At 55.3% G+C, this 22,473-nt stretch carries 26 protein-coding genes; 3 read left to right on the top strand and 23 right to left on the bottom strand.

The window, feature by feature from the left end:
* Position 1: 1 nt before the first annotated feature.
* The 17 genes from QQL54_RS04395 to QQL54_RS04315 form a co-directional block, all read right to left on the bottom strand.
* Positions 2-1,066: a mannose-1-phosphate guanylyltransferase gene (locus tag QQL54_RS04395; RefSeq protein ID WP_284387991.1), complete on the bottom strand. Its 1,065-nt coding sequence runs from the start codon at positions 1,064-1,066 to the stop codon at positions 2-4.
* A gap of 10 nt (positions 1,067-1,076) precedes the next feature.
* On the bottom strand, positions 1,077-1,487 hold the full coding sequence (locus QQL54_RS04390; protein WP_284387989.1) for an energy transducer TonB: 411 nt from the start codon (positions 1,485-1,487) through the stop codon (positions 1,077-1,079).
* Positions 1,484-1,810, bottom strand: a complete 327-nt coding sequence (locus tag QQL54_RS04385; protein ID WP_284387986.1) for an HPr family phosphocarrier protein — start codon at positions 1,808-1,810, stop codon at positions 1,484-1,486. Before QQL54_RS04385 ends, QQL54_RS04390 begins: the two co-directional genes overlap by 4 nt.
* Positions 1,807-2,211: a PTS sugar transporter subunit IIA gene (locus QQL54_RS04380; protein WP_284387984.1), complete on the bottom strand. Its 405-nt coding sequence runs from the start codon at positions 2,209-2,211 to the stop codon at positions 1,807-1,809. The genes QQL54_RS04385 and QQL54_RS04380 overlap by 4 nt, the downstream gene beginning before the upstream one ends.
* Before the next feature lie 94 nt (positions 2,212-2,305).
* Entirely contained in the window at positions 2,306-4,054 is a 1,749-nt protein-coding gene (locus QQL54_RS04375; RefSeq protein WP_284387982.1) for an ATP-binding protein, read from the bottom strand.
* Positions 4,023-4,727, bottom strand: a complete 705-nt coding sequence (locus tag QQL54_RS04370) for a response regulator transcription factor (RefSeq protein WP_284387980.1) — start codon at positions 4,725-4,727, stop codon at positions 4,023-4,025. The genes QQL54_RS04375 and QQL54_RS04370 overlap by 32 nt, the downstream gene beginning before the upstream one ends.
* Positions 4,728-4,906: 179 nt before the next feature.
* Positions 4,907-6,499 (bottom strand): serine hydrolase, encoded by a 1,593-nt coding sequence (locus QQL54_RS04365; protein ID WP_284387978.1) that lies wholly within the window; start codon positions 6,497-6,499, stop codon positions 4,907-4,909.
* Between the two features lie 47 nt (positions 6,500-6,546).
* Entirely contained in the window at positions 6,547-6,885 is a 339-nt protein-coding gene (locus QQL54_RS04360) for a hypothetical protein (protein WP_284387977.1), read from the bottom strand.
* A 387-nt stretch (positions 6,886-7,272) separates the two neighbouring features.
* Complete coding sequence (locus QQL54_RS04355) at positions 7,273-8,637, bottom strand: glutamate--cysteine ligase (protein ID WP_284387975.1); 1,365 nt, start codon at positions 8,635-8,637, stop codon at positions 7,273-7,275.
* A 58-nt stretch (positions 8,638-8,695) separates the two neighbouring features.
* Positions 8,696-9,526, bottom strand: a complete 831-nt coding sequence (locus QQL54_RS04350; RefSeq protein WP_284387972.1) for an SDR family NAD(P)-dependent oxidoreductase — start codon at positions 9,524-9,526, stop codon at positions 8,696-8,698.
* Positions 9,523-11,007, bottom strand: coding sequence for a flavin-containing monooxygenase (locus QQL54_RS04345; RefSeq protein ID WP_284387970.1), 1,485 nt, complete (start codon positions 11,005-11,007; stop codon positions 9,523-9,525). Before QQL54_RS04345 ends, QQL54_RS04350 begins: the two co-directional genes overlap by 4 nt.
* A 55-nt stretch (positions 11,008-11,062) precedes the next feature.
* A complete protein-coding gene (locus QQL54_RS04340) occupies positions 11,063-11,791 on the bottom strand; it encodes a 16S rRNA (uracil(1498)-N(3))-methyltransferase (protein ID WP_284387968.1) in 729 nt (242 codons plus the stop codon).
* A 21-nt stretch (positions 11,792-11,812) separates the two neighbouring features.
* Positions 11,813-12,382, bottom strand: a complete 570-nt coding sequence (locus QQL54_RS04335) for a carboxymuconolactone decarboxylase family protein (RefSeq protein ID WP_284387965.1) — start codon at positions 12,380-12,382, stop codon at positions 11,813-11,815.
* Between the two features lies 1 nt (position 12,383).
* Positions 12,384-13,493 carry a CaiB/BaiF CoA transferase family protein gene (locus tag QQL54_RS04330; protein ID WP_284387962.1) on the bottom strand — a complete coding sequence of 370 codons (1,110 nt, stop codon included), beginning with the start codon at positions 13,491-13,493 and terminating at the stop codon, positions 12,384-12,386.
* The gene (locus QQL54_RS04325; RefSeq protein ID WP_284387960.1) at positions 13,490-13,897 is read right to left on the bottom strand and encodes a PaaI family thioesterase; all 408 of its coding nucleotides are present in this window, start codon (positions 13,895-13,897) and stop codon (positions 13,490-13,492) included. The genes QQL54_RS04330 and QQL54_RS04325 overlap by 4 nt, the downstream gene beginning before the upstream one ends.
* A gap of 9 nt (positions 13,898-13,906) precedes the next feature.
* Positions 13,907-15,067 carry a CaiB/BaiF CoA transferase family protein gene (locus QQL54_RS04320; protein WP_284387954.1) on the bottom strand — a complete coding sequence of 387 codons (1,161 nt, stop codon included), beginning with the start codon at positions 15,065-15,067 and terminating at the stop codon, positions 13,907-13,909.
* A 154-nt stretch (positions 15,068-15,221) separates the two neighbouring features.
* Positions 15,222-16,421 carry an acyl-CoA dehydrogenase family protein gene (locus QQL54_RS04315; protein ID WP_284387952.1) on the bottom strand — a complete coding sequence of 400 codons (1,200 nt, stop codon included), beginning with the start codon at positions 16,419-16,421 and terminating at the stop codon, positions 15,222-15,224.
* A gap of 139 nt (positions 16,422-16,560) precedes the next feature.
* On the opposite strand from QQL54_RS04315, the gene QQL54_RS04310 reads away from it, so the two are divergent.
* Entirely contained in the window at positions 16,561-16,923 is a 363-nt protein-coding gene (locus QQL54_RS04310) for a DUF1428 domain-containing protein (protein WP_284387950.1), read from the top strand.
* On the opposite strand, the gene QQL54_RS04305 is transcribed toward QQL54_RS04310, so the two are convergent.
* The 5 genes from QQL54_RS04305 to QQL54_RS04285 are packed head-to-tail and all read right to left on the bottom strand — an operon-like array spanning position 16,920 to position 20,276.
* A complete protein-coding gene (locus QQL54_RS04305; protein WP_284387948.1) occupies positions 16,920-17,441 on the bottom strand; it encodes a MaoC family dehydratase in 522 nt (173 codons plus the stop codon). The two genes, QQL54_RS04310 and QQL54_RS04305, sit on opposite strands and share 4 nt — an antisense overlap.
* A 9-nt stretch (positions 17,442-17,450) precedes the next feature.
* Positions 17,451-18,245, bottom strand: coding sequence for an HpcH/HpaI aldolase/citrate lyase family protein (locus QQL54_RS04300; RefSeq protein ID WP_284387946.1), 795 nt, complete (start codon positions 18,243-18,245; stop codon positions 17,451-17,453).
* Positions 18,245-19,126 (bottom strand): polysaccharide deacetylase family protein, encoded by an 882-nt coding sequence (locus QQL54_RS04295; protein WP_284387944.1) that lies wholly within the window; start codon positions 19,124-19,126, stop codon positions 18,245-18,247. The genes QQL54_RS04300 and QQL54_RS04295 overlap by 1 nt, the downstream gene beginning before the upstream one ends.
* Complete coding sequence (locus QQL54_RS04290) at positions 19,126-19,962, bottom strand: SDR family NAD(P)-dependent oxidoreductase (protein WP_284387942.1); 837 nt, start codon at positions 19,960-19,962, stop codon at positions 19,126-19,128. Before QQL54_RS04290 ends, QQL54_RS04295 begins: the two co-directional genes overlap by 1 nt.
* Complete coding sequence (locus tag QQL54_RS04285) at positions 19,962-20,276, bottom strand: hypothetical protein (RefSeq protein ID WP_284387940.1); 315 nt, start codon at positions 20,274-20,276, stop codon at positions 19,962-19,964. Before QQL54_RS04285 ends, QQL54_RS04290 begins: the two co-directional genes overlap by 1 nt.
* 121 nt (positions 20,277-20,397) lie before the next feature.
* Between QQL54_RS04285 and QQL54_RS04280 the strand changes: the two genes are divergently transcribed.
* Positions 20,398-21,603 (top strand): class I SAM-dependent methyltransferase, encoded by a 1,206-nt coding sequence (locus QQL54_RS04280; RefSeq protein WP_284387938.1) that lies wholly within the window; start codon positions 20,398-20,400, stop codon positions 21,601-21,603.
* Positions 21,600-21,959: a hypothetical protein gene (locus tag QQL54_RS04275; protein WP_284387935.1), complete on the top strand. Its 360-nt coding sequence runs from the start codon at positions 21,600-21,602 to the stop codon at positions 21,957-21,959. Before QQL54_RS04280 ends, QQL54_RS04275 begins: the two co-directional genes overlap by 4 nt.
* Here the strand turns inward: QQL54_RS04275 and folK are convergent.
* Positions 21,956-22,447, bottom strand: a complete 492-nt coding sequence (gene folK / locus QQL54_RS04270; RefSeq protein WP_284387933.1) for a 2-amino-4-hydroxy-6-hydroxymethyldihydropteridine diphosphokinase — start codon at positions 22,445-22,447, stop codon at positions 21,956-21,958. The genes QQL54_RS04275 and folK overlap by 4 nt on opposite strands.
* Positions 22,448-22,473 lie beyond the last annotated feature (26 nt).

Here is a 22,473-nt window from a genome sequence, read left to right as displayed (position 1 = left end):
GTTACAGCTTATCCGTACGATTGTCGGCTTTGAGCCAATTGACGATTTCTTTGACGTCCTGTGACGCGTCCAGCTCGACCACAAGTACACGACCGTCTCGCACGATCACACCGACATTCTCGAGGCCAATCAGAGCCACCAGCGGCCCATCTGTGTCGATTAAACTGCCTGCGCTGTCATGCGCATAGCCATCGCCAATAATCACAGCCTCTTCGCCAGCGGCGTGAAGGTCGCGATACGCTCGAAAGCTACCCACATCGCGCCACCCTAGATCACAAGGCAGAACCGCGCCTTTTGAGGTCCGTTCCATTAAAGCAATATCAATTGGCTCCGGCTTACATTGCGCGAAGCTCTGCGCGTCGAGGTGGATCACTCGGTCTTGATGCTTGGCCTGAGCGTAAGATTGCCGTGCAGGCTCGGCACACTCACTGGCCAGGGCTGCCATTTCCTCAATCAGCAGCGAAGGCTTGAATAGGAAGATACCGCTGTTCCAATGGTAATTCCCACTCGCAAGGTAGGATTTGGCGGTGACCTCATCTGGTTTTTCTCGGAAGCTTTCAATCTCAAAAACTCCGTCTGCGATGGTCTTGCCTTGCTGAATATATCCGAAGCCTGTGGCTGGATGATCCGGCGTCATCCCGAAGGTGACGTGATGGCCGTCCGCCGCAATCGGAGCGGCCCGGCGGAGCGCATCCAAGAAAACGTCGGGACGCTCGATCACATGGTCAGCCGGGGCCAGAAGGATCAGCGCATCAGGATCCAGTGACAAAGCGTGCAAGGCTGCCACGACCGCGCAAGGGCCCGTATTGCGCCCCTCTGGCTCAACAATGATCGCGCCGTAATCATCAATTTGTTCGTCGATCAGATCAATGTGCGATGCATTGCAAATGAAGACAGGCGGCAAGAAGTCCGGTCCGCGCGTTCGGTCCGCCGTGTCCTGAATCATGGTCTTAGACCCAGCCAGCGGCAAAAACTGCTTCGCGGCAGATTGTCGTGACAGGGGCCAAAGTCGGCTGCCCGCTCCGCCGCTAAGAATCACGGGTAGAATCTTTGTATAATCGCCCATGAGAGCGCCCTTACCCGCCCAAGCTCACCTCGCCTAGTCGGTAGCGAACCAGAACGCGGCAATTGGTGAGGCCGCCGTCCGCAGGCGGCTCGAAGCGCCACTGCCGAGCGGCGCGCTCTGCTGATTTTTCAAATAGACCGTCCGGCAAGGATCGTTGTGCGACTGCGTTTACAACGGACCCATCGGCCCCCACATCGAGTCGAAGGATCGCCCAGCCCTGCCGACCCGTCCGGAACGCCCGTGACGGATATTCTGGCATGGGCAGGTCTATCGCCGCCAGGCTCTCTCCGCCGATACAATCGTCAGAGTCTGCATAGCCCTTCACATAGGGATCTGGCGGATATTGGCTTTGCGGATGAAAAGTGCTGGTCGACCCACAACTTGTCAGAAGGGTTGCAAATGCGAGAAGTAGGACCCTCATTCGCCTTCACCGAAACGGCTGCCCACCAACGCCGTGAGCGCATCGATGACTTTGGAGGCCTGAACGCCCTGCGCGGTGACGGTTATCTGCTCACCACAGGCGGCGCCGAGCAGCAGCAATTCCATCACACTGTCCGCTTCAACAGTGTCGGCACACACATCATTGTGGCTGCGAACCCAGACCCGGGCGTCAAATTGCCCAACGGTTTCCATGAATTTGTTGGATGCGCGTGCGTGGAGGCCGCGCTTGTTGCGGAGTTTCAACGTTGTCTGCGCAGACGGCATTCCGTCCGCATCGGGTATCCCGCAATTGAGATTCATCATTCCTCGCCAGCAAGTATCCGTGAGGCGATAGCAATGTAGCGTTGACCCGCATCTTTGGCTTTTTGGGACGCTTCTGCCAGCGTCGCGTCGCGTCGGGCCTCGGCCAGCTTAATCAACATCGGTAGGTTCACACCCGCCAAAACCTCAACCTTGTCTTCGCGCAGCATGGATATGGCCAAATTAGATGGGGTACCGCCGAACATGTCGGTCAGCAGGATAACCCCACGGCCCGCATCGACCTCGTCCACGGCTTTGCGAATATCATCGCGACGACGTTCCATATCGTCGTCCGGACCAATGCAAATAGTTTTAATCGCGTCCTGCGGCCCGACTACGTGTTCAGTCGCGCGCTTCAGCTCAATGGCGAGTTCGCCATGTGTGACGATGACCAGACCGATCATAGAGTATTCCGACAATGCATCGGATCGGTAAAACCGGAATCACGCGCGGCGTAAAGAGATTTTTGTCTTAGAACTGCGTGTATTCAGCTGTCTATCAGCCCCGCTTTCGACGCGGCGCGTCTGGACCACCCCCCGTTGTTTGGCGAGGCAGTTCGACAAAAAAGCGCGCACCACTGATCGCACCGTCCGCTTCGGTCTTGTTTTCGGACCAAATTCGACCCCGATGCGCCGTCATGATCTGACGACAAATCGCCAATCCCAGACCAGAATGTGATCCGAACTTCGCACCCTCTGGTCGTTCCGTATAGAAGCGGTCGAACACGGCCTCTAAATTGCCGTCCGGGATGCCCGGCCCCTGATCTGAAACCGTGATCGTGACCTTATTGTCCGAGGCTGACGCCGCCACATCGACGGTTCCATTTTCAGGCGAAAAAGTCAGCGCATTGTCGATCAAATTGCGAAGAACCTGGGCAAAAGGGGCCTCAAACGCCCGAATGAATGTGGGATCCGGCAGATCGCTCATATCGACAACGTCGGGGCCAGAGCCTGACTTCGTTTGCGTATAGAAAGCGACGATATTGGCGACAATCTCACCCACATCTAAAGTTTGCGCTGTATCTTTGGCCAGATTGGCGTCGACCTTTGAAGCATTGCTAATGTCAGTAATCAGCCGGTTCATCCGGGTCACATCCTGAGAGATAATATCGATCAGCTTATCGCGGTCAGCATCCGTTCGAGCCACCCTCAATGTATCAGAGGCAGAGCGGAGCGAAGTAAGCGGGTTTTTAATTTCGTGCGCCACATCCGCAGCGAAGTTCGCGATGTCATCAACCCGATTATACAAGCCTTTCGTCATATCCCGCAGGACAAGCGAAAGGTCGCCAATTTCGTCACGGCGGCGTGACAAATCTGGAATGGCATCATATTTCCGCGGGTTACGGGCGACCTGCTCTGCTGCTTTCGCCAATCGACGCATGGGCAGGGTAATGAACAAAATCAGCGCCAGCGAAGAGAGCAACGTTGCGAAAAAGGCGAGCCCAATAATCGGCGCAAGCGCGCGCCGTTCAGCATTGACGATGCCATCGACATCATGGCTTTCAACCGTAATTGTGCCCAAGACTTGCTGGACCCGCATAACGGGCAGCGTGGCTGTCACGACGAGCGAGTCGTCAGCGCCATAGCGCGCGCCACTCACGGTTTCACCAGACAAGCCGGCTCTGATATCGGCCTTCAAATCCCAACGAAATCGATCGCGCCGGTTTTGACGCCACGGTAACTCATGCAACGTCTTACGCGCCCAGCTGGTCAGGCCGTCGCGCCAGACATCGACGCGCGGCTTCGGCGGATCATCCTCCGTTTGAATCGGATCGAGCGGGCTGACTTCGATCTTGTTATCCAGACGTTCCGTATCGGCAACAACTTGCCCGGATCGATCATGCAAGCGGACACGCCAAGAGGGCGGCACATTGACCCCGCGCAGCACTTTCTTCGCGCCTTCCACATCAAGTTCTGATGCTTGCCCAATTCCGGTCGCACGTTCACCCATGACGGTGGTGATGGTTGCCGCCAGCGAGGCGATATTATCCACCTTGCCTTGGATCAGCCCCTCTTCGAACCGGTTCATTGCCAGCGCGCCGACGACTAATATGATTAGGCCGACCAGGTTGGAGGCGATGATCAGTTGAGTCAGTCTGGACGACAGCAGAAAGCGCCGAGGCGTAAAGCGACGACGCTCGCGCCGTTTCAGCGAGAACAGCCTGCGTCCCGACACATTATCGGGACGCGGATTGGGAGCAGACACAGTCGCTGTGTCAGCCTTCCTTATATTTGTATCCGACACCATAGAGCGTCTCGATAGCGTCGAATGACTTGTCCGTCTTGCGGAACTTCTTTCGCAACCGTTTGATGTGGCTATCGATCGTACGGTCATCGACGTAAATTTGGTCGTCATAGGCCGCGTCCATCAGTTGATCGCGGGATTTGACGTAGCCAGGACGCTTGGCCAGCGCCTCTAGGATTAGAAACTCGGTCACAGTCAAACGTACCGCCTCACCTTCCCAAGAACAGGCATGGCGATTATTATCGAGAACGAGTTTGCCGCGACGAATGACCTTATCGTCCCCCTCTTCGGGCATAGGCGCGACAGTAGATGTCAATTGGGCACGGCGTAAGACCGCTTTAATCCGCTCTCCGAGCAAGCGCTGAGAGAACGGCTTGGTGATGTAATCATCGGCGCCCATTGAGAAGCCAATCGCTTCATCCAACTCATCATCTTTGGACGTCAGGAAGATCACCGGAAGGTTAGAGGTCTGGCGCAAGCGGCGCAGCAATTCGATTCCGTCCATACGCGGCATCTTCACATCGAAGACGGCCAAATCAGGCGGGCTAACCTTGAGAGCGTCCAGAGCTGTCGCACCATCGTGGAATTTGCGGACGTCATAGCCCTCGCCTTCCAAATACATGGATACGGATGTCAGTATGTTCTCGTCGTCATCAACAAGGAAAATAGTGGCCATGGACCGGGCTCCAACCCTACGGGATGTATAGTTCCGATCTCTGACTAGGCTCATCGTCTGCATGTGTAAAACCCCAACTCTGCTCTCTTGATGAAGAGAGACCTAAAGCTGGGGTTTGACCGGAGTGAGGCAGGAAGCTGCCTTAGTTTTGCGACAATGTGGCGCGATTAAGGCAGGCGCTACTTCCGATAAAATTTGTAGCCTGCGCTGATGACCTCGATCACCTCACCGCCATCATTGCGAAGGAAAGTTACGGGTGCACCGAGAGACCCATCATCGCGCTTAAATTTAAATTGGTCGCCTTCAACGTGTTTCAGATTGTCTAAACCGTCCTGCGGCTCATCAGAATGAACCGGGACCGCGAAGAGCCCGTCTGACGTCAGGCCAACATAAAACGCCCAATCATAATTGGGTCTGACATAGTGACCCTCATAAGCGCCAAAGTCATGTTTATCATCGCTGGACTCCGTCTCAGCGGATTCGGACACCTCAGTCTTATCTGACGTCTCAGATCCGTAGACGGCTTTGATATCGTCGCCAGCCATCGAATAGACCATTTTAGCCATCTTCCCCGCACTGACATCATTGGCCGAGAGCATGACCGCAACACCGGTTTTCTCCGAGTTTCGCATGACGACTTCCGTCACAGTCCCGGGACAATAGCCCCCATGCCCCCACATGGTCTTCTTCCCATATCGCCGTGTCGCGTAAGCAAGACCCCAAGCGGGTTCATCAAAATCTTCGCCCGTCCAATGGACCCGCTGCATACGCTTGAGGGTGTTGGGTTCCAGAACCTCGGCCTCGTCAGCGTCGCGCAGACGGAAATGCCAGGACATAAAACGCGCCAGATCACTGACGCTAGATGCGAGTCCTGCGGCCGGAGCGAAGGCCTTAAAACTATGCGGCTGAACCGGGGCGCGAACCCCTTTCGCGTTCCGGACATAGTAACCGCGGGCAAACCCCTGCCCGACCCGATTAAACGGCATGTCCGTGCTGGTATTCTCCATCCCGAGTGGCTCTAAAATATTGTCCGCGACATAATCATGAAAGCTCTTCCCACTGGTCGTGGCTATGACTTGGCCTAAAGCTGCCATTCCGAGATTCGAATATTGCCAATGCTCATAAGGACCATACCAATTATCGCGGTCGGCAAAGTCCGTCATCAAGGTGACGTCATCTGGAAAATCATTTTCTAGCCAGAAATCCGTACCGCTTTCGCGCGCCACGCCGGACACATGCGAAAGAACATTACCAACGGTCACACCCGTTTCCGGGCCGTCGCGCCCGTCTAAATACGTCGAAATTGGCATATCCAGATCAATTTTTCCGGCCTCTTCCAGATCCATAATGGCGATGCCGGTAAAAAGTTTGGAGACCGAGCAAATGCTAAAGGCCGTGTCATTTGTAACCGGCTTTCGGGTTTGCAAATCCTGCACGCCATATTGGTGGCTCCAGACCAAATCCTGATCATGCACGATACCAATCGCGGCACCCGGCACAGATTCCATGGAGAGGTTGGCGTCGATGATAGTGCCAACCGCTCGCAGCTTGGAATCGAGAACCTCTTGAGGAGAGGCCGCATTTGCGCTCAACGCAGCAAAAAAGCACAGTCCGAGCGTGGTCGACAGTAGAAGGGTTGAACGTGTCACAAGATACTCCGTCTTAGCAAATGGCTCTGCCAAGACCCTGCCAGAAGTCGGGAACAGGTCAAGCGCAACAAAAAACCGCCCCTGCGTCGCAGCAGAGGCGGTTTCTTCATTACGACGCGTCATTTTATGACGCGAGATCAGGCAGCGGCAGATGCCAATGCTGCAGCGTATTATTCGCCTGCGTTGGTCTTGACTTCGGCTTGGACGGCTTTGTCCATCTTAGGTTTGACGGTTTTGCCCCAAACGACTTCAACTGTGTTGTCGCGGCGGACCTTACAGGTAACTTTGTCACGTTCGCCATCAGCTTCGATACGGAAGTTCAGAGTCTTGACGCGCGAATTGCCTTTGACTGTTTTGAATTCAAGCTGGGTATCAGACGCACCGAGTTGGGTTTGTATTTCATCTGTACAGGCGGAAATCTTCTCTGATGTCTTCGCGCTGTTTGCGAAGGCGGCCTGCGGAAGAACGATAAGAGCAGTTACACCGAGGATAGCTGTTGCGAGTTTCATGGGTCTTCTCCTTTGGGGATGGGGGACATCCGGGGTTGGCTGTGGCCCGGGGGAGCCACATGCAGCCGCTAGCGGAAAAAAAGCGCAACGTGTGTCGCAGGAATACATTCAAAAATGAATGCGGCGAGCCCTAAGCCTACGCGATTGTATAGGAAATTCGTCGCGACTTCGCCCGCATCCCAAAATTTTCAAGTAAATTCAGTGGCTTAAAGTTTCGTTTGTCGAAAACGGATTGCAACATAGACATGTCATGAGCGCCGTCAGACCCGATTGATCAAAAATGCAAGACAGGCACCCATTTTTGCAGGCTTAAGTCGAGGGCACATCAATCCCGAATTGCACTCGGGTTAGACGTGAAAAAGGCTCTCCAAGAGCTACGGCGTCACGCTAATAGATACATTCCGAATAAGCGCGCGAGATATCGCCATTCCATTCGTTCTTGAAGGCCTCGATCAGAAGATCCGCATTGGACTGTCCAGCCCGGGCCATCGTGTCCAACGCTTGTAGAAAGACGGTTTCATTCTCGCCATGTCCGTTCATGTAGCCGCGCGTGTTCAGTGTCTTGCGCGCAATGGCCAAGGTCCGAATCGCGATATCTCGTACGGATACGCCCCGGATCATCGCATCAAAGCCTTGCGCAGGCACCGCTTCGCGAAGCTGCTGACGATCCTCAGCGGTCCAGTCCTTGACGATCTCCCAAGCCGCATCCAGCGCGTCGTCCTCATAAAGCAAGCCAACCCAATATGCGGGAAGCGCGCAAAGCTCATCCCACGGACCCGTGTCCGCGCCACGCATTTCAAGAAATTGTTTCAGACGCACTTCTGGGAAAATGGTCGAGAGATGATCATCAAAATCGGAGAGTGTGGGAATTTCGCCCGGAACGACATCCAGCGTGCCGTTCATAAAGTCGCGAAAATTCTTGCCTGATGCGTCGAGATATTTTCCGTTCCGATGGACGAAATACATCGGCACATCCAAGGCATAATCAATATATTGCTCAAATCCGAAGCCATCTTCGAATACGAAGGGCAACATACCCGTCCGGTCCGCATCGGTGTCCATCCACACGCGTGAGCGGTAAGATTTGAACCCGTTAAGGTCGCCATTGGTGAACGGTGAATTGGCAAATAGTGCCGTTGCAATCGGCTGGAGCGCTAGACTGACCCGAAACTTCCGAACCATGTCGGCTTCTGAACTGAAATCGAGATTGGTCTGCACCGTACAGGTCCGGAACATCATTTCGCGTCCCAGTGTGCCGACTTTCTTCATATAGTCGCGCATGATCTTGTAGCGCCCTTTGGGCATGATCGGCACATCTTCGAGACGGGTGTCAGGTCGGAAGCCCAGCGAGAGGAAGCCTGCGCCGATCTCATCAGCGACCTCCCTCACCTCACGCAGATGGCGAGTCACTTCGGCGCAAGTCTGATGCACATGCTCGACAGGTGCACCGGATAATTCGAACTGCCCACCGGGCTCTAGGCTCACGGACGCACCGTCGCGTTTCAGTGCGATGAGAAAGCCATTTTCTTCGACAGGTTGCCAGTCGAAACGCTGCAAGCCTTCCAGCAAAGCGCGGATCGATGTTTCACCTTCATAGGGCAGCGGCAGATTGTCTGCTGTCGCGAAGGCGATCTTCTCATGTTCAGTGCCGATGCGCCAATCGGCCTTAGGCTTACAGCCCTGAGCCAAATGCTCGACGAGCTGCCCCATGTTTTCAATGGGGACAGAATTTGGGGAAGATGGACCGCTCACGAGGGCGACCTAGGCGGGAGTTTCGTACATCGCAAGCGAGTAACAATCATGTGTTTGGTTAATCCGTCGCAATTCGCTGCGCGCGTTTCATCACCATCTTGCGATAACGGGTTGGGAACAGACGGTTCCAAAACTGCATAAATTTCGCATCAGAGCCAACAATGATCCGCTGGTCACGCTTCGCCGTGCCGTCCAAAATAATCTCAGCGGCGCGCTCCGCCGTGGTCGGCGTATTCTCATCGAAATTTTCGTCCATCATCGCTTTGGTCAGACCTGGCGCAGCAATGTGATCCACTTCGGCATTGCGCAGGACATTGGTCTGGATGCCCCCCGGATGAACGCAGGAGACACTGACACCATGTTCTGCCATCTCCATGGACAGCGTCTCCGTGAAACCCCGCACACCAAATTTGGACGCGCAGTAATGGCTCTGGCCCGGCCAACCGACGATACCGAAGATTGAGCTAATGTTGACCAGCCCCCCCTTAGTCTGGATCAGTTGTTCGAGAAATGCTTTCGACATGCGCACAACGCCATAGAAATTGACGTCCATGACCTTTTCATAGCTCTCAGCCGACGTACTGCGGAAATCTCCGACACGCGTCAGCCCCGCTATATTGAAGACATAATCTGCGGCTCCGAGCTGGGCGTCGACTTTGGGCGCATAGGCCGCGATGGCGTCCGCATCCGCCATATCAATCCGGTCGGCCATATGTCGATTAGAGGGGCCGATCATCTCTAATGTTTCGCGTAGGCCGTCCTCATTAATGTCAGACAAGGCCAGCCGAGCACCCGACGCTGCCAAATTCAGGGCCATGGCGCGACCAATGCCGGACGCCGCGCCCGTGACAACGCAAACCTTGTCGTTGAAAATTTGAAAGGTCTTCATTCGGCAGCCTCTGAAACGATCGTTGCATCAGTTGCACGCGAGAACTCCAAGCCGTCGCCGGGTATGGGGTCTTCTATCAAAATTTTCTGATCGTGTTTATAGTCTTGGATATTGAGCCACGGCATGCGGTCGCCCTGACTAGGCAGTTCGTCCATAACACGCGTCAGATATCCGGCCTGAAAATCAGTCCAAGGCTGACGGGGCATCCCCTCTGGCGCCACTGCGACAACCCGGGTGAGATCATTGTCCTGCAAGTATCGCAGCATGCGCACCGCATAGCGGCTCATCAAATCAGCCCGGAGTGTCCAGCTTGCATTTGTATAGCCAAACACGGAGACGAGATTCGGCAAACCTGAGAACATTAGCCCCTTAAAACCATAACTCGTCGAAATATCTTGAGCCTCACCGTCAATCAGAAGGTCCATGCCGCCGCCAAATTTGATCTCGAGCCCTGTGGCAGTGATGATCAGATCAGCATCGACCTTTGAGCCATCTTGCATCAAGATCCCATCTTCAACGAAGCGGTCAATATGGCCCGTGACGATGGATGCATCGCCGCGCTTAATCGCTTCAAACATGTCACCATCTGGCACCATGCAGAACCGCTGGTCCCACGGATTATAGGGCGGGTTGAAATGAGTATCGACGTCATAGTCTTGACCCAGCGCTTTTAACGTCCGCTTGCGAATATTGTGCTTCGCTTTGTCTGGGTTTTTTTGAGCTTTGCGGTAAAAATATTGGGATATGGCGATGTTCTTCCAGCGGTTGATCCGGAAACTCAATCGACTTGGCAATATTTTCGACGTTAGCTTGAGGATCATGTCTTCCGACGGAACACTCGCGACATAAGTGGGCGTTCGCTGAACCTGGGTGACATGGGTCGCCGTCTTGGCCAATTCCGGGACCAGCGTCACCGCCGTCGCACCGGATCCGATCACAGCGATCCGCTTATCCGCATAGTCATAGCCTTCTGGCCAGAATTGCGGGTGAATAATGTCGCCCTTAAAATCCTCCCGACCGTCAAAATGCGGATCGTGGCCAGTATCATAGCGGTAGTAGCCCGCGCAGGAGAGGACGAAACGTGTGCGGATCGTTCGCTGAGACCCATTCCGCGAATCTTCAACTGTGACCGTCCAAAGATCGGTAGCCGTATCGAAGTCCATCGACACGACATTGCTGTGAAACTGAATACGCTCATCAATGCCGTATTCGCGCGCCGTATCGCGGACATAGTCGCGAATGGCCGGGCCACTCGCCAATGTCTTCACGCCCGGCCACGGCCTGAAATCATAGCCCAAAGTCAACATGTCGGAATCAGAGCGAATACCGGGATAGCGGAACAGGTCCCACGTCCCGCCAATAGCGTCGCGCGATTCCAGCACGGCCATTTTCCCGTCCGGAAACTCAGTGACATAGCGGCACGCCGCACCAATACCGGACAGTCCCGCGCCGATAATGACCATGTCAAAAGCATCGTTCATCCGGCAACCTTAGCCAAAGCGCTGAGAATTCAAAGCTTCAGTCCTGCGACCTTCGCTATGCAGATGTGTTCCAGTCCCCGATTATCGCCTGAACCAAAGTCAGCAGACTGATCGCGGCTGTATCCGCGCGAAGTATACGCGGACCCAAAGAAACAGGGTGCGTGTTCGTGCAGGCAGAGACCCAATCGCGTTCTGCCGGCGTAAAGCCGCCTTCGGGGCCTATTAGCAGGTCGAGCGGCAGATTAAGTGCTTTGACCGTATCCAGCGCGGCGGCCCTACCCCCCGCTTCGTCAGCGAAGATCAGTGTGCGATCAGTTTGCAAAGCTTGCTCAAGCGAGATCGGCGCCATTACGTCCGGCAAGTCCAGTCGCTCCGTCTGTTCCGCCGCTTCCATGACTTGCGATTGCGCACGTTCAATATTGAAGGTCGGAAACTGTGTCCGATCCGTGATGACAGGCTGAAGCGTGCGGATTCCGAGCTCGGTCGCCTTTTCCAGCACTGTCGCCAAGCGGTGCTTGCGGATCGGCGCGAAGAGAAGCCGGACATCCGGTACTGAATAGGGCTCGCGCAGCTGCTCAACGACGGAAAGACGCATCGACTTTCGTTCTGCTGCGGTGACCTCGGCTGACCACTCGCCATCGCGCGCGTTGAATAAACGGACCCGGTCCCCAACCCGCTTGCGCAGGACAGTGCCGAAATAATGCGCCTGTTCGCGTGACAGATCGATCTCCCCGGTCAGAGACTGAGCCAGGTAAAGACGTGGAAGGGTGTAATCGGCTCTCATAGGGCCCACTTAGCCAAGGCTTTAGCGGAGCTCCAGACCAATCGCTTTCGCATAGTCGGCCGGGACATCTTCGACGTCGGTATCCATCACCGCGTTCCAGCGGTTGAGGAACCCGAACATGGAGATGACGGCGACAATTTCCAGACATTCCTCATCGGAGAAATGATCCCGTAAGTCAGCAAAGTCAGCGTCGGTAACTTCTGAGGGTGTCAGCGAGCCGAGATGCGCCACTTTCAGCGCGCTTCGTTCCGCATCCGAGAAAAGCGGCGAATCCTCATAGGCCCAAGCCGCATTGATCTTCTCTGGATCGACATGCTGTTGCGATGCGCCGTGTGCTGTGTGCTGTTGGCAGTAGCGGCAGCCCGCCGCCGTGCTGGCCACATAGCCAACCAAACGTTTGAGACCCGGATCGAGCGAGCCGTCCCCATAGATCGACATAATCATCGCCGACACGCCCTTTAGAAGCGCCGGGCTACGCGCCATGTCGAGCCCGTCATTCATGGTGAAGCCCATGATTTGCTCGCCCATGGCAATGAGCGGTTTGACCTCATCTGGGATTTGGTCGGCGGGCAGTCTGGGAATACGGGACATCTTAAGGCAGCTCTTTTGTATGCGCCCCAAACTCAGGGAGATCGAAAGAGAGCTGGGCGGGCTCTTCTCGGAATCGGATCGGATTATCGATATGACGTTTGCCATCGGGCGCGATCGTGACCGGCGCACCCTCTTCGGTCAGCGCGGTGTGCAATGTGCGAACCGTGGACCAGCAACAATCAATGCCGCCGAGCTTAATTTCCCACTCGACTTGCGGCTTCGACAGGAACGTCACGGTCAGAAAGTTTTTCACGGTGTCCTGCTGACCGACCGGTTTTTTCATCGCTTCGATCAGATCAGGTCTACCGAGTGCCGTCAAAAGATTGGACACAAATTTTGGCTCAGACCCCCCGAGCACAATATGGCCGTCATCGGATGTGCGGTAGATATTGACGAAGGCATTGCCGCCAAAGCTACGCATTTCGCCACGATCTGGCTGGCGGTCTTCAGCGAAAATCGAACCCGTCACATTCGGCACCCAACTGAGCAGCGAGTCATACATAGAGATATCGAGATAATCGCCCTGCCCGGTCTGTTCCCGGCGATAGAGCGCCATGAGGATGCCGGACAGAGCGAATAATGACGCCGTCATATCCGCGCTCGGCATGGGCGTCAGAGCGGGGCTCCCGTCCATACCGCGCGTCAGGTCGGCCGTCCCCGCCATCGCCTGCACAACAAGATCGTGAGCGGGTTTATCGCGATATCGACCATCCTGACCAAAGGCAGAAATGGAGCAATAGACAATGTCCGGCTTAATCGCCTTGATCGCGGCATAGTCCACGCCAAGCCGTTTTACCACGCCGGGGCGGAAGGCCTCAATCACAACGTCTGCGGTTTTCGCAAGCGTCATAAACCGCGCATGTTTATCCGGGTCTTTCAGATTGACTCGGTAGCTTTTTTTACCGCGCGCAATATTGGCGAACCACACCGATGTGCCGTCCTGATAGCGCGCGCCCATATACCGGGTCGGTTCGCCCCCTCCATAAGTATCAGAGCCGTTGTCGGGCTCGACCATGATCACCTCAGCCCCGTGATCCGCCATCATCATAGAGGCGTGCGGCCCCGGCAGAAACGCCGAGAGATCCAGAACGCGAATGCCGTCAAGTTTCATAGATTGATCTGTGACTGAGTCGTTAAACTGACGAGCTTGCCGTCTTCGCCTTCAATCCGGGTTTGCCAGACCTGTAGGCGGCGACCGACATTGATCGGCGTCGCGGTAATGCTCAATGTGGTGCCTGGCTTACCGGGTCGGATCATATTGGTTTTGCTTTCCGTTGTCGTCGTTCCCGTGGAACCCTCCGGCAGGTTAAAGAACGCCCCGCAGGCTCCCGCGAAATCCGCAACCGCCATCAGAAACCCGCCATGAACCGTACCCATCGTCGTGCAATGTTCGGGTTTTGGCACAACCGTGCAGACCACCTTTTCAGCTGTAAGCTCGGCCAGTTTGACGCCGAGATGGTTCGAAAAAGGCACCGCTTCAGCGAATTGTCGGAGCTGCTCGGGCGTATAAGTCATGCAAACAAACTACGCCGCTGAGCCATCACCAAGCAAGTCATGCGTGTCCGCGCCTAATTCTGGCGCGATCCCGCCCTTAAGGCGCTCACCATTGATCTTGTAAGGGCTGCTCATCAGGCGGATCTTCCCGTTTTCCATGCCGGGGTGTTCAGTCTCGTAAATCATTTCGACCTCAGCGACATACGGATTCTCGAACGCTTGTTGAATGTCGTAGACAGGAGCCGCTGGCACGTATCCGGCGAATTTTTCCATCCAATATGCAACCGTGTTGGTCTTCATCACAGCTTCCATCGTGTCCTGTACGAGCGCGCGATTTTCGCGGCGGTCCTCAACTTTGAGGAAGCGCGGATCATCAACCCATTCCAAATGACCGAGCCGTTCGGCAACACGTTCCCAGAACTTTTGGGTCTGGCAACAGAACATAATCCAGCCATCGCCCGCTTCCATCAGCTGGCTCGGCACGATCGCCGGGTGCGCGCCGCGCGGCTGGCGCGTCACCACATCGCCGGCGTTCAGATACCATGTCGCCGGATAGCTGACCTGATGCAGCGCCGTGTCGAACAGCGACACATCGACGTCACAACCTTGGCCCGTCCGGTGCGCGCCGAGTACAGCCGAGACCAGCCCCGTCGCCATCATTGAGCCTGTCATGAAATCAACCATAGAGAGGCCAAACCGAACAGGTGGCCCGTCCGGTTCGCCCGTAACGGAACAGAAACCCGCTTCGGCCTGCATGAGGTAGTCATAGCCCGGCCACGCCTCGCGTGAATTACCGCGGCCATAGGCGGATAAATGCGCGCAAACGACCTTTGGGTTGATGGCTTTGAGCGTGTCGAAATCAATGCCGAGTTTGGCGGGCAGATCACCGCGCAGATTGTTGGATACGGCGTCAGCGGTTTTCACCAATTCCTCGAAGGCCTTGCGACCGTCAGCCTCTTTCAGGTTCAGCGAGAGCGATTTCTTATTCCGATTGAAGGTCTGAAAGAACTGGCTGTCCGTATCGCCAATCCGGTGCGGCGACACAAAGCGAGACACATCCCCGCCTGTCCCTGGATTCTCGATCTTGATGACTTCGGCCCCCAAGTCGGCAAGCAGTTGAGTCCCGTAAGGCCCTGCACCATATTGTTCGACCGCGATGATACGAATGCCGTGGAGGGGTTTGTAGGTCATGTCACGTCCTGTCGAAGGCGCTCCCCTGCTAAGGGAGTATAGGTCAAGAATAATACCGCTTAGGCCGACTTGATCGGCCTACCCATCTCCCGATCTTTCACATAGCACTGATCAGTGATGGACCCGCCGATCAAGTCGGCGGGAGCCGGAAGGACTAAATCTTATTCCGCGCGATCTGTTGCTTCGCGATGATGATGCGCTGCATTTCGTTGGTGCCTTCACCGATGCACATGAGCGGGGCTTCGCGGAACAGACGCTCGACCGGATATTCTTTGGAGTAGGAATAGCCGCCATGGATACGCATGGCTTCGAGCGTGTTTTCTACAGCCATTTCAGACGCATAATATTTCGCCATGCCCGCTTCCATGTCGCAGCGTTCGCCGCGATCATAGGCTTCCGCTGCGTGCAGGCACATCAGCTCCGACGCTTTGGTCTTGGTCGCCATTTCCCCGAGCTTCAGCTGGATCGCCTGGTGATCTGCAATCGGTTTCCCGAACGTCTCCCGTTCTTGGGCGTAGCGTGTGCTTTCCTCCAACGCGCGGCGGGACAGGCCGACGGCACGAGCCGAGATATTGATGCGGCCCAGCTCTAGACCGCCAACCGCCATATAGAAGCCCTTGCCTTCGATGCCGCCGATCAAATGACGCTTGGCGTCGAGCCTGTAATTGTCGAAGAACAGCTCACAACTATCGATGCCCTTATAGGCCAGTTTCTGCATCTTACTGCCAGTCGTGTAGCCATCATAGCTCGCGCCCGTATCCGGATCGACCTTTGGCGCGATCAGCATCGACATGCCTTTATAGCGCGGGTCAGAGTCTGGATCGGTCTTGACCATCAGCGCCACAGCGCCGCCCATCAGCCCATTGGAAATCCAAGTTTTTGATCCGTTGACGACATAGCTGTCGCCGTCTTTGCGAGCCACGGTCTTGATGGCTTGCAAATCAGTCCCGGCATTCGGCTCTGTCAGACCCAACCCGCCTCGGATTTCGCCGGAGCAGAATTTGGGTAACCAGTAATTTTTCTGGAAATCGGTGCCGTATTTTTCGACCACGGTCGCCATCATAAGGTGCGAATTAAAGATACCCGTCAGGCTCATCCACTCTTGCGCAATACGCATAACGATCTTGGCATATGTCGTCGCTGACAAGCCGAGACCACCATATTCCGGCGAGATGGTCGCGCCGAACAGGCCAAACTCCTTCATATCCTCGACAAACTCATGTGGATATTCGTCCGCATGTTCCATCTCCATCACGCGGTCACGCACCTTCTCGCGACACCATCGATCGATGACATCGAGCATCATCGCTTCGTCTTCGTCGGTGAATTGATCAGCGTTGGGAATGGCGTTCATGGGTGGGTCTCGTGGTTAGTTCGCGTCTGAGTAGGCGCTCTGCGGTGTGGCGCTATGATTTGCGGCAAACCTTCCTGCAGAATTGGTTGTGTGATAAACTTGATGGACGTGAAAGGGACAAAACCAATCGGAGACATTCATGGCTTATATAGACGGCTTCGTGATCGCTGTGCCGACGGCGAACAAAGATAAATTTCGGAAACACGCAAAAAACATCGACTCACTGTTTACGAAACATGGGGCCTTGCATGTAATCGAAGCTTGGGGCGATGACGTGCCAATGGGCGAGACCACTGACTTTCATCGTGCCGTGAAAGCACAAGGTGACGAAACGGTTGTGTTTTCCTGGGTGTTTTGGCCGGACAAGGCGACGCGCGATGCCGGCAACAAAAAGATCTTCGCTGAAATGGAAGCGATGGACGAGGCTGCAATGAAGATGCCCTTCGATGGAAAACGCATGATCTATGGCGGATTCAACGTTTTGGTCGACATTAAGCCCTAATAAGCCGCCACGCGATCCTCGACCGCATTGCCCTTGCTGGGGATCAGCATGTTGCGTTTGAACGTGCAGATCATGGTGCCGTCCTGTTTATAGCCGCGCGTCACGATGGTGACGATGCCTTGGCCGGGACGGGATTTACTTTCACGTTTGCCGAGCACTTCGCTTTCGCCATAGATCGTATCACCTACGAACACCGGAGCAGTGAATTTCACCTCATCCATGCCGAGATTGGCGATGGCTTTTTGGGAGCAATCGGTCACGCTCATACCGATCAGCAGTGCCAGCGTGTAGGGCGAGACGACAAGGCATTGGCCGAACTCTGATGCCTTGGCGAACTCATTGTCAAAATGCATCGGATGGGTGTTCATCGTCATCAGCGTGAACATGTGATTATCATACTCAGTGACAGTCTTACCGGGGCGATGTTCGTAAATATCACCCTCTTTGAAATCTTCGTAATAGCGACCGAAGGTTTCGCGGTACCGATTTGGACCGACCTCTTTCACACTACCGACCATGCTTATCTCCTAAAGTAGTCCGGCGCGCGCCAAGACGCGCTCCGCTGCCCGCAGGATCGGGGCTTCAATCAGTTTACCGTTGTGCAACGCCGCATTCCCGCCCGACGCGTCATAAGCGGCCTTGAGTGCTTTCGCGGCACTCACTTCGTCCTCACCCGGCGTGTAAGCCGCGTGGATCGCTTCAATTTGCTTTGGGTGAATGGCGGAGCGGCAATGGATGCCGAGATCGGCCACGCGCCGTGTGTCCGCCTCCCCGCCTTCAACATCGTGCACATCGAGATAGGGCACGTCGAAGACGGGCACTTCGAACGCCGCTGAGCAAGCCGCCAAGTGGCTGCGTGCATAGTGGAAGGCTTCAAACGTCATGGGCGTGCCCAAATCGGCGGAATAATCGCCGCCGCCAAAGAGAGCCATCCGCACACGCGCATGCGACAGTATCGCCGCTGCATTGAGGATTGCCAGCCCGGATTCGATTACGGGAATGAGCGGCGCATCAGTCTTGATAGATGCCAACTCATCAACCGTATCGACTTTGGGGATCATGACGAAGGGGAGATTAAGCCCGGCAATCGCGTGCTGATCTTTCTCGCACGCCGCCGTCCCCGGCGCATTGATCCGGAGCGATACAGTTTTGGAGTCTGTCTGTTTGAGGAATGCGATCACCGCGTCCCTAGCCTCGTCTTTTGCATCGGGTGCCACGGCGTCTTCGAGGTCGACACAGACCAGATCCGCGCCTGCGCTGAGCGCTTTTTCAAACCGCTCTGGCCGATTGCCAGGCACGAATAGAAGGGAGCGTGGAATCATCAGGCCACCTGATCAGCAAAATGTTGCGCGATCTGCTCGCGCGTCGCAATCCAGACATCGTCATGGCCGGTGATGTAATCCAGAACCTCATCCAACGCGCCGATCCGGCCTGGGCGGCCTATGATACGAAGATGGAGACCGAGGCTCATCATCCGCGCGCCGTGGGTCTTTGCCTCGGCGCGAAGAACATCGAATGTCGCCTTGGCATAGTCGACCCACATGTCGGTCGTGAAGCTCGGGTCGAGCCAGAATTTCATGTCGTTACTATCCACCGCATAGGGCAGCACGATGATCGACTTAGTGCCGTCCTCGAAATGCTCCCAGCGTGGGAAATCATCCGAATAATCGTCCATATGGTAGAGATAGCCCTCTTCCGAGAGCGTCCGCCGCAGATGATCTGTATGCAGATAGCGCGAGAGATACCCGACAGGTTTACGACCCGTCGTCGCCTTAATGCTCTGCGTGCCTTTGCGGACGAAATCGCGTTCTTCTTCCCGGGTCTTGTTGAAGGTGAACAACCAGCGATAGCCATGGTTCGCGGGCTCATCGCCGCGCCTGGCAATGGCCTGACCCAGCCACGGGGCTTTCTCAAGCGCCTGCGCACAGATTGTCCAAGTCGCCGGAATATTGTACTGTTCTAGCCGTTCCAGAATGCGCGGTGCGCCGCGATTTATGCCATACTGATAGTTGGACTCATTCCCATGCACCCGGATCGGGGCTTTCAACCCGCTGACCAGTTCATCGACGGGCTCGGGCGCTTTGTCACCCTGCCAAATGCCGCGCTCCGCCCCCTCCTCGACATTGACGACGAGTGAAAACGCCAGCGTTTTACCGCCAGGCCACGTGAAACCGGCAGGGGCTGGATCGGGAGGAAGGGCCATTAATGCGGTTCCTCGCCGCCGCTGACATTCATGCTTTCTGCCGTGATATATTTCGCTTCATCGCAACAGAGCCAAGCGACCGCATTGGCGGTATCTTCGGGCAAGCCCGGACGGCCCATTGGGATGCGGGCGGCCATCGCTTTGAGATAGTCTTCGACACTGTCCGCGCCGGTCACTTCTGCAAAATATTCGTTCTGCCAAGCGCCGAGCGCCGTGGTCACATGGTTGGGGCAGACATTATTGACGGTGATGCCGTGCGCGCCGAGTTCTGTGGCGGCCGAGCGAACGAGACCGACCAGACCGTGTTTGGAGGAGGTGTAAGCCTGTGCGTGTGGGAACCCGGATTTTGCGGCTTGGCTAGCGACATTGATGATCCGCCCGCCCTTACCCTGCGGTACCATGACTTCAGCGGCCGCTTTCACACCAAAGAATGACCCCGACAAATTCACGTCGATGACGGCGCGCCAGTCGTCTTCAGTCACGTCTAGCAACGGCTTCATAATGTAGCCAATGCCGGCATTGTTGATCCAAATATCGAGCGAGCCATGCGTGTCCGATGCATGCTTCGCGAGCGCTCGGACTTCTTCAAGTGAACGCACATCACATGTGTGGGTCGAGGCTTCGATTCCGAGACCGCGCAACTCCTCGGCGATGCTTTCCATTTCTGCGGTTGAGCCAATATGTGCCTCACCCGTCGCGGCATCGCGCGGCTCACCAATGTCTGAGATCACGATATTCGCGCCGTCTTCGGCCAAGCGTTTGGCGATTGCCTCACCCAAGCCGCCGCGACGACCCGACCCAGTGACAACAGCCGTTTTTCCTTGAAGGCGTTTCATCAGAGCTGACTCACATTGATGAAGACGAGATCCTTAGCAATCTCGCTTTGGAATGTGGCGGCAATCGCTTGCATATGCTCCTGCGACGCCTCTTCACCAAATTTGTCCATGTCGTTGATATCAAGGATTTCGATATATTCGTAGGGTGACTGTGCATCGGAGAAAAGCAGGCTCTCGGCACGGAACACGTCGAAACCGTCAATCGATTCGAGCTTGTTCACAGCCGGAATATCTTTGGTCCGAGCCCATTGTTCATAATCATCTTTAGACTTTCCATCCTGCAGATTGAACAGGACGATGATACGCTGACCCATAGGTGCCTCCTTCGATATTACGGCGTTATGGCTGCCTTGAGATCATCCAAAGTTGAGTATTGTCAACTTCAACGTCGCAGAATGCGTTTAGATGAAATCCGTGACTAAGAAGGGAAAGACCATGGCCGAGACAAACGCCCATTCCAATTATGATGGCCCGCCGGACTATCGCCTTGTGGGTGAACACGGCATGTTTCCTAAGACGACGCATGATGAAAAAGCGCGGTTTAATTTCCTCGCACACCTTAATCGTCACCTCGCCTCCCGCGTCCTGCCCGGCGTTAAAACTGCCTATGAAACGCGGATTGAGCCGAACAACCCAGCTCCCAATCACCGCAACCAAGTGCGCAAAGCACTCTTAAAAGACCCGCTATTCCAGCATTGGTCCGCTCAGCGTCGAAATACGATGGAATTACGCCAACAGGCTGGACGTTGGGTTACGCTACGCCAAGCTGAAGAGCTTAACGAGCGTGCGCGTGAACTAACAGAAGGCGACGACCGACTACAACTCGATCCGAGCGTCGAACTCCCTTCCTACCTTTCAAAAATAGATCACCACTGCATGCCAGGCAGCTACCACGATGAAATCGTACCGGGTGATGTGACCGGCGCCGCGAACTATGACTGCGGTATCTTCGTCACAACAGGCGGCGGTCTGGGCCGTTTCAACGACGGCGGCGGGCAAGCCGTTGTTGCTTGGATGAAAGAAAACCGACCTGATTTCGCGCCGAAACGGATCTTGGATATTGGCGGCGGCCTTGGACAAAACGTCCTGCCCATCGCCCAAGCCTACCCCGACGCCGAAGTCATCTGCCTTGATACGGGTGCGCCCGTACTGCGCTACGGCTTGGCACGCGCCAAACTGATGGGTGTCGAGAATGTCCGTTTCGTTCAGGCCAATGCGGAAGACTTATCCATGTATCCAGATGGTTATTTCGATTGGGTTCAGTCGACCATGTTCCTGCATGAAACCAGTGTCAAAGCGATGCCGAAGATCATGAAAGAGAGCCACCGCCTGCTCGCGCCAGGCGGGATCGTCATGCATGTTGAACAACCCCAATATGATCCGGACATGCCGCTTTACGAACAAGCCATCCGCGATTGGGATGCTTTCTATAATAATGAACCGTTCTGGACCAAACTACACGAATTGGACCTCGACCAATGGATGGTGGATGCCGGATTCAAGCGCGAAGAGTTGCTGCATGGCGGCGTCGCGGCGGTCGTGGATACGGAACTGTTCCCGGAACACGGCACGGATGAGGTCGAAGATTATGGTCGCAAGGCGGCGTGGCACATTATCGGTGGGGAGAAGAAAGCCGCATGACCCAACAGATTGATCCGCTCGCGCTCGCTGGTGCGAAGCCCAAGGGCAAACGCCCTTATTTTCTAGAAGATACGGATGCTGAACGGGTTATGGCCATTACCATGGCCGTGGCGCAGGAACTCGCGGTGATGCGCGAACGTCTCGATACGGTTGAGCGGCTGTTGGAATCCAAAGGCATTAGTCAGGATGATATCGAAAGTTTCGTTCCGACGCCTGAGCAGGCCGATCAACGCGGCGCATGGACGCAAGAATATCTCGCGCGAATCATGCGCATCTATCAGCAGGAAATCGAAGCTCTCGATCAGCCTAATGAGCCATCCTCAGAAGAGATTGGACATGAGTTGGCAGAGAGCTAAGTCGGGCGTATTGAGCTTACGCGCGTTTGCGAAAGATCCAGCTTAGCCAACAAGGCTTTTAAGGTTGAGCCTCCTGGATGAACCCAGTGCGGCGCAACTTCCTCCAACGGCATTAGAACGAAGGCCCGCTCTGTCATGCGCGGATGTGGCAGCGTGCAAATCGGGTCATCTAATACTTGTCCATCATAATCGATCAGGTCCAAATCGATCACACGCGGTGCATTCCGCGCGCTGCGCACACGGCCTAGCCGCGTTTCAATATCCAATAGGTTTTGCATCAAGACAGGTGCATCCCGTTCAGTGCGCACAGCGATCACTGCATTCGTATATTCTGGTGCATCGCTCCCCACTGGCCAGGCTGGGCTAATCCAAAGTGAAGAAAGGTTGTCGATCACAATCCCGGCTTCTCCGAGCGCTGTCACAGCCATCATTAATGTCTCACGCGGGTTGGACAAGTTCGCGCCGAACGCGATATAGGCTCGTCGCATATTTAGATGATTTTTAGACACGGATA

Origin of the sequence: Algimonas ampicilliniresistens (assembly GCF_030159955.1) — a bacterium.
Lineage (GTDB): Bacteria > Pseudomonadota > Alphaproteobacteria > Caulobacterales > Maricaulaceae > Litorimonas > Litorimonas ampicilliniresistens.
Note: the sequence above shows the minus strand (reverse complement) of the source record. Positions and strands in the feature narration are given on the sequence as shown.

Bases quoted from the DNA above. Each gene is read 5' to 3' on its own strand.
- QQL54_RS04285 (WP_284387940.1), bottom strand. From the start codon at position 20,276: ATGGGTCAGCGTATCATCGTCCTGTTCAATCTGCAGGATGGAAAGTCT.
- QQL54_RS04375 (WP_284387982.1), bottom strand. From the start codon at position 4,054: ATGGTGTCGGATACAAATATAAGGAAGGCTGACACAGCGACTGTGTCT.
- QQL54_RS04385 (WP_284387986.1), bottom strand. From the start codon at position 1,810: ATGATGAATCTCAATTGCGGGATACCCGATGCGGACGGAATGCCGTCT.
- QQL54_RS04350 (WP_284387972.1), bottom strand. From the start codon at position 9,526: ATGAAGACCTTTCAAATTTTCAACGACAAGGTTTGCGTTGTCACGGGC.
- QQL54_RS04360 (WP_284387977.1), bottom strand. From the start codon at position 6,885: ATGAAACTCGCAACAGCTATCCTCGGTGTAACTGCTCTTATCGTTCTT.
- QQL54_RS04345 (WP_284387970.1), bottom strand. From the start codon at position 11,007: ATGAACGATGCTTTTGACATGGTCATTATCGGCGCGGGACTGTCCGGT.
- QQL54_RS04330 (WP_284387962.1), bottom strand. From the start codon at position 13,493: ATGAAACTTGACGGCATTCGCGTTCTGGATCTCTCGGCGTTTCTGCCG.
- folK (WP_284387933.1), bottom strand. From the start codon at position 22,447: ATGCGACGAGCCTATATCGCGTTCGGCGCGAACTTGTCCAACCCGCGT.
- QQL54_RS04315 (WP_284387952.1), bottom strand. From the start codon at position 16,421: ATGAACGCCATTCCCAACGCTGATCAATTCACCGACGAAGACGAAGCG.
- QQL54_RS04290 (WP_284387942.1), bottom strand. From the start codon at position 19,962: ATGAAACGCCTTCAAGGAAAAACGGCTGTTGTCACTGGGTCGGGTCGT.
- QQL54_RS04335 (WP_284387965.1), bottom strand. From the start codon at position 12,382: ATGTCCCGTATTCCCAGACTGCCCGCCGACCAAATCCCAGATGAGGTC.
- QQL54_RS04305 (WP_284387948.1), bottom strand. From the start codon at position 17,441: ATGGTCGGTAGTGTGAAAGAGGTCGGTCCAAATCGGTACCGCGAAACC.
- QQL54_RS04320 (WP_284387954.1), bottom strand. From the start codon at position 15,067: ATGACCTACAAACCCCTCCACGGCATTCGTATCATCGCGGTCGAACAA.
- QQL54_RS04390 (WP_284387989.1), bottom strand. From the start codon at position 1,487: ATGAGGGTCCTACTTCTCGCATTTGCAACCCTTCTGACAAGTTGTGGG.
- QQL54_RS04300 (WP_284387946.1), bottom strand. From the start codon at position 18,245: ATGATTCCACGCTCCCTTCTATTCGTGCCTGGCAATCGGCCAGAGCGG.
- QQL54_RS04295 (WP_284387944.1), bottom strand. From the start codon at position 19,126: ATGGCCCTTCCTCCCGATCCAGCCCCTGCCGGTTTCACGTGGCCTGGC.
- QQL54_RS04325 (WP_284387960.1), bottom strand. From the start codon at position 13,897: ATGACTTATACGCCCGAGCAGCTCCGACAATTCGCTGAAGCGGTGCCT.
- QQL54_RS04365 (WP_284387978.1), bottom strand. From the start codon at position 6,499: ATGACGCGTCGTAATGAAGAAACCGCCTCTGCTGCGACGCAGGGGCGG.
- QQL54_RS04275 (WP_284387935.1), top strand. From the start codon at position 21,600: ATGACCCAACAGATTGATCCGCTCGCGCTCGCTGGTGCGAAGCCCAAG.
- QQL54_RS04380 (WP_284387984.1), bottom strand. From the start codon at position 2,211: ATGATCGGTCTGGTCATCGTCACACATGGCGAACTCGCCATTGAGCTG.
- QQL54_RS04395 (WP_284387991.1), bottom strand. From the start codon at position 1,066: ATGGGCGATTATACAAAGATTCTACCCGTGATTCTTAGCGGCGGAGCG.
- QQL54_RS04280 (WP_284387938.1), top strand. From the start codon at position 20,398: ATGGCCGAGACAAACGCCCATTCCAATTATGATGGCCCGCCGGACTAT.
- QQL54_RS04340 (WP_284387968.1), bottom strand. From the start codon at position 11,791: ATGAGAGCCGATTACACCCTTCCACGTCTTTACCTGGCTCAGTCTCTG.
- QQL54_RS04310 (WP_284387950.1), top strand. From the start codon at position 16,561: ATGGCTTATATAGACGGCTTCGTGATCGCTGTGCCGACGGCGAACAAA.
- QQL54_RS04370 (WP_284387980.1), bottom strand. From the start codon at position 4,727: ATGGCCACTATTTTCCTTGTTGATGACGACGAGAACATACTGACATCC.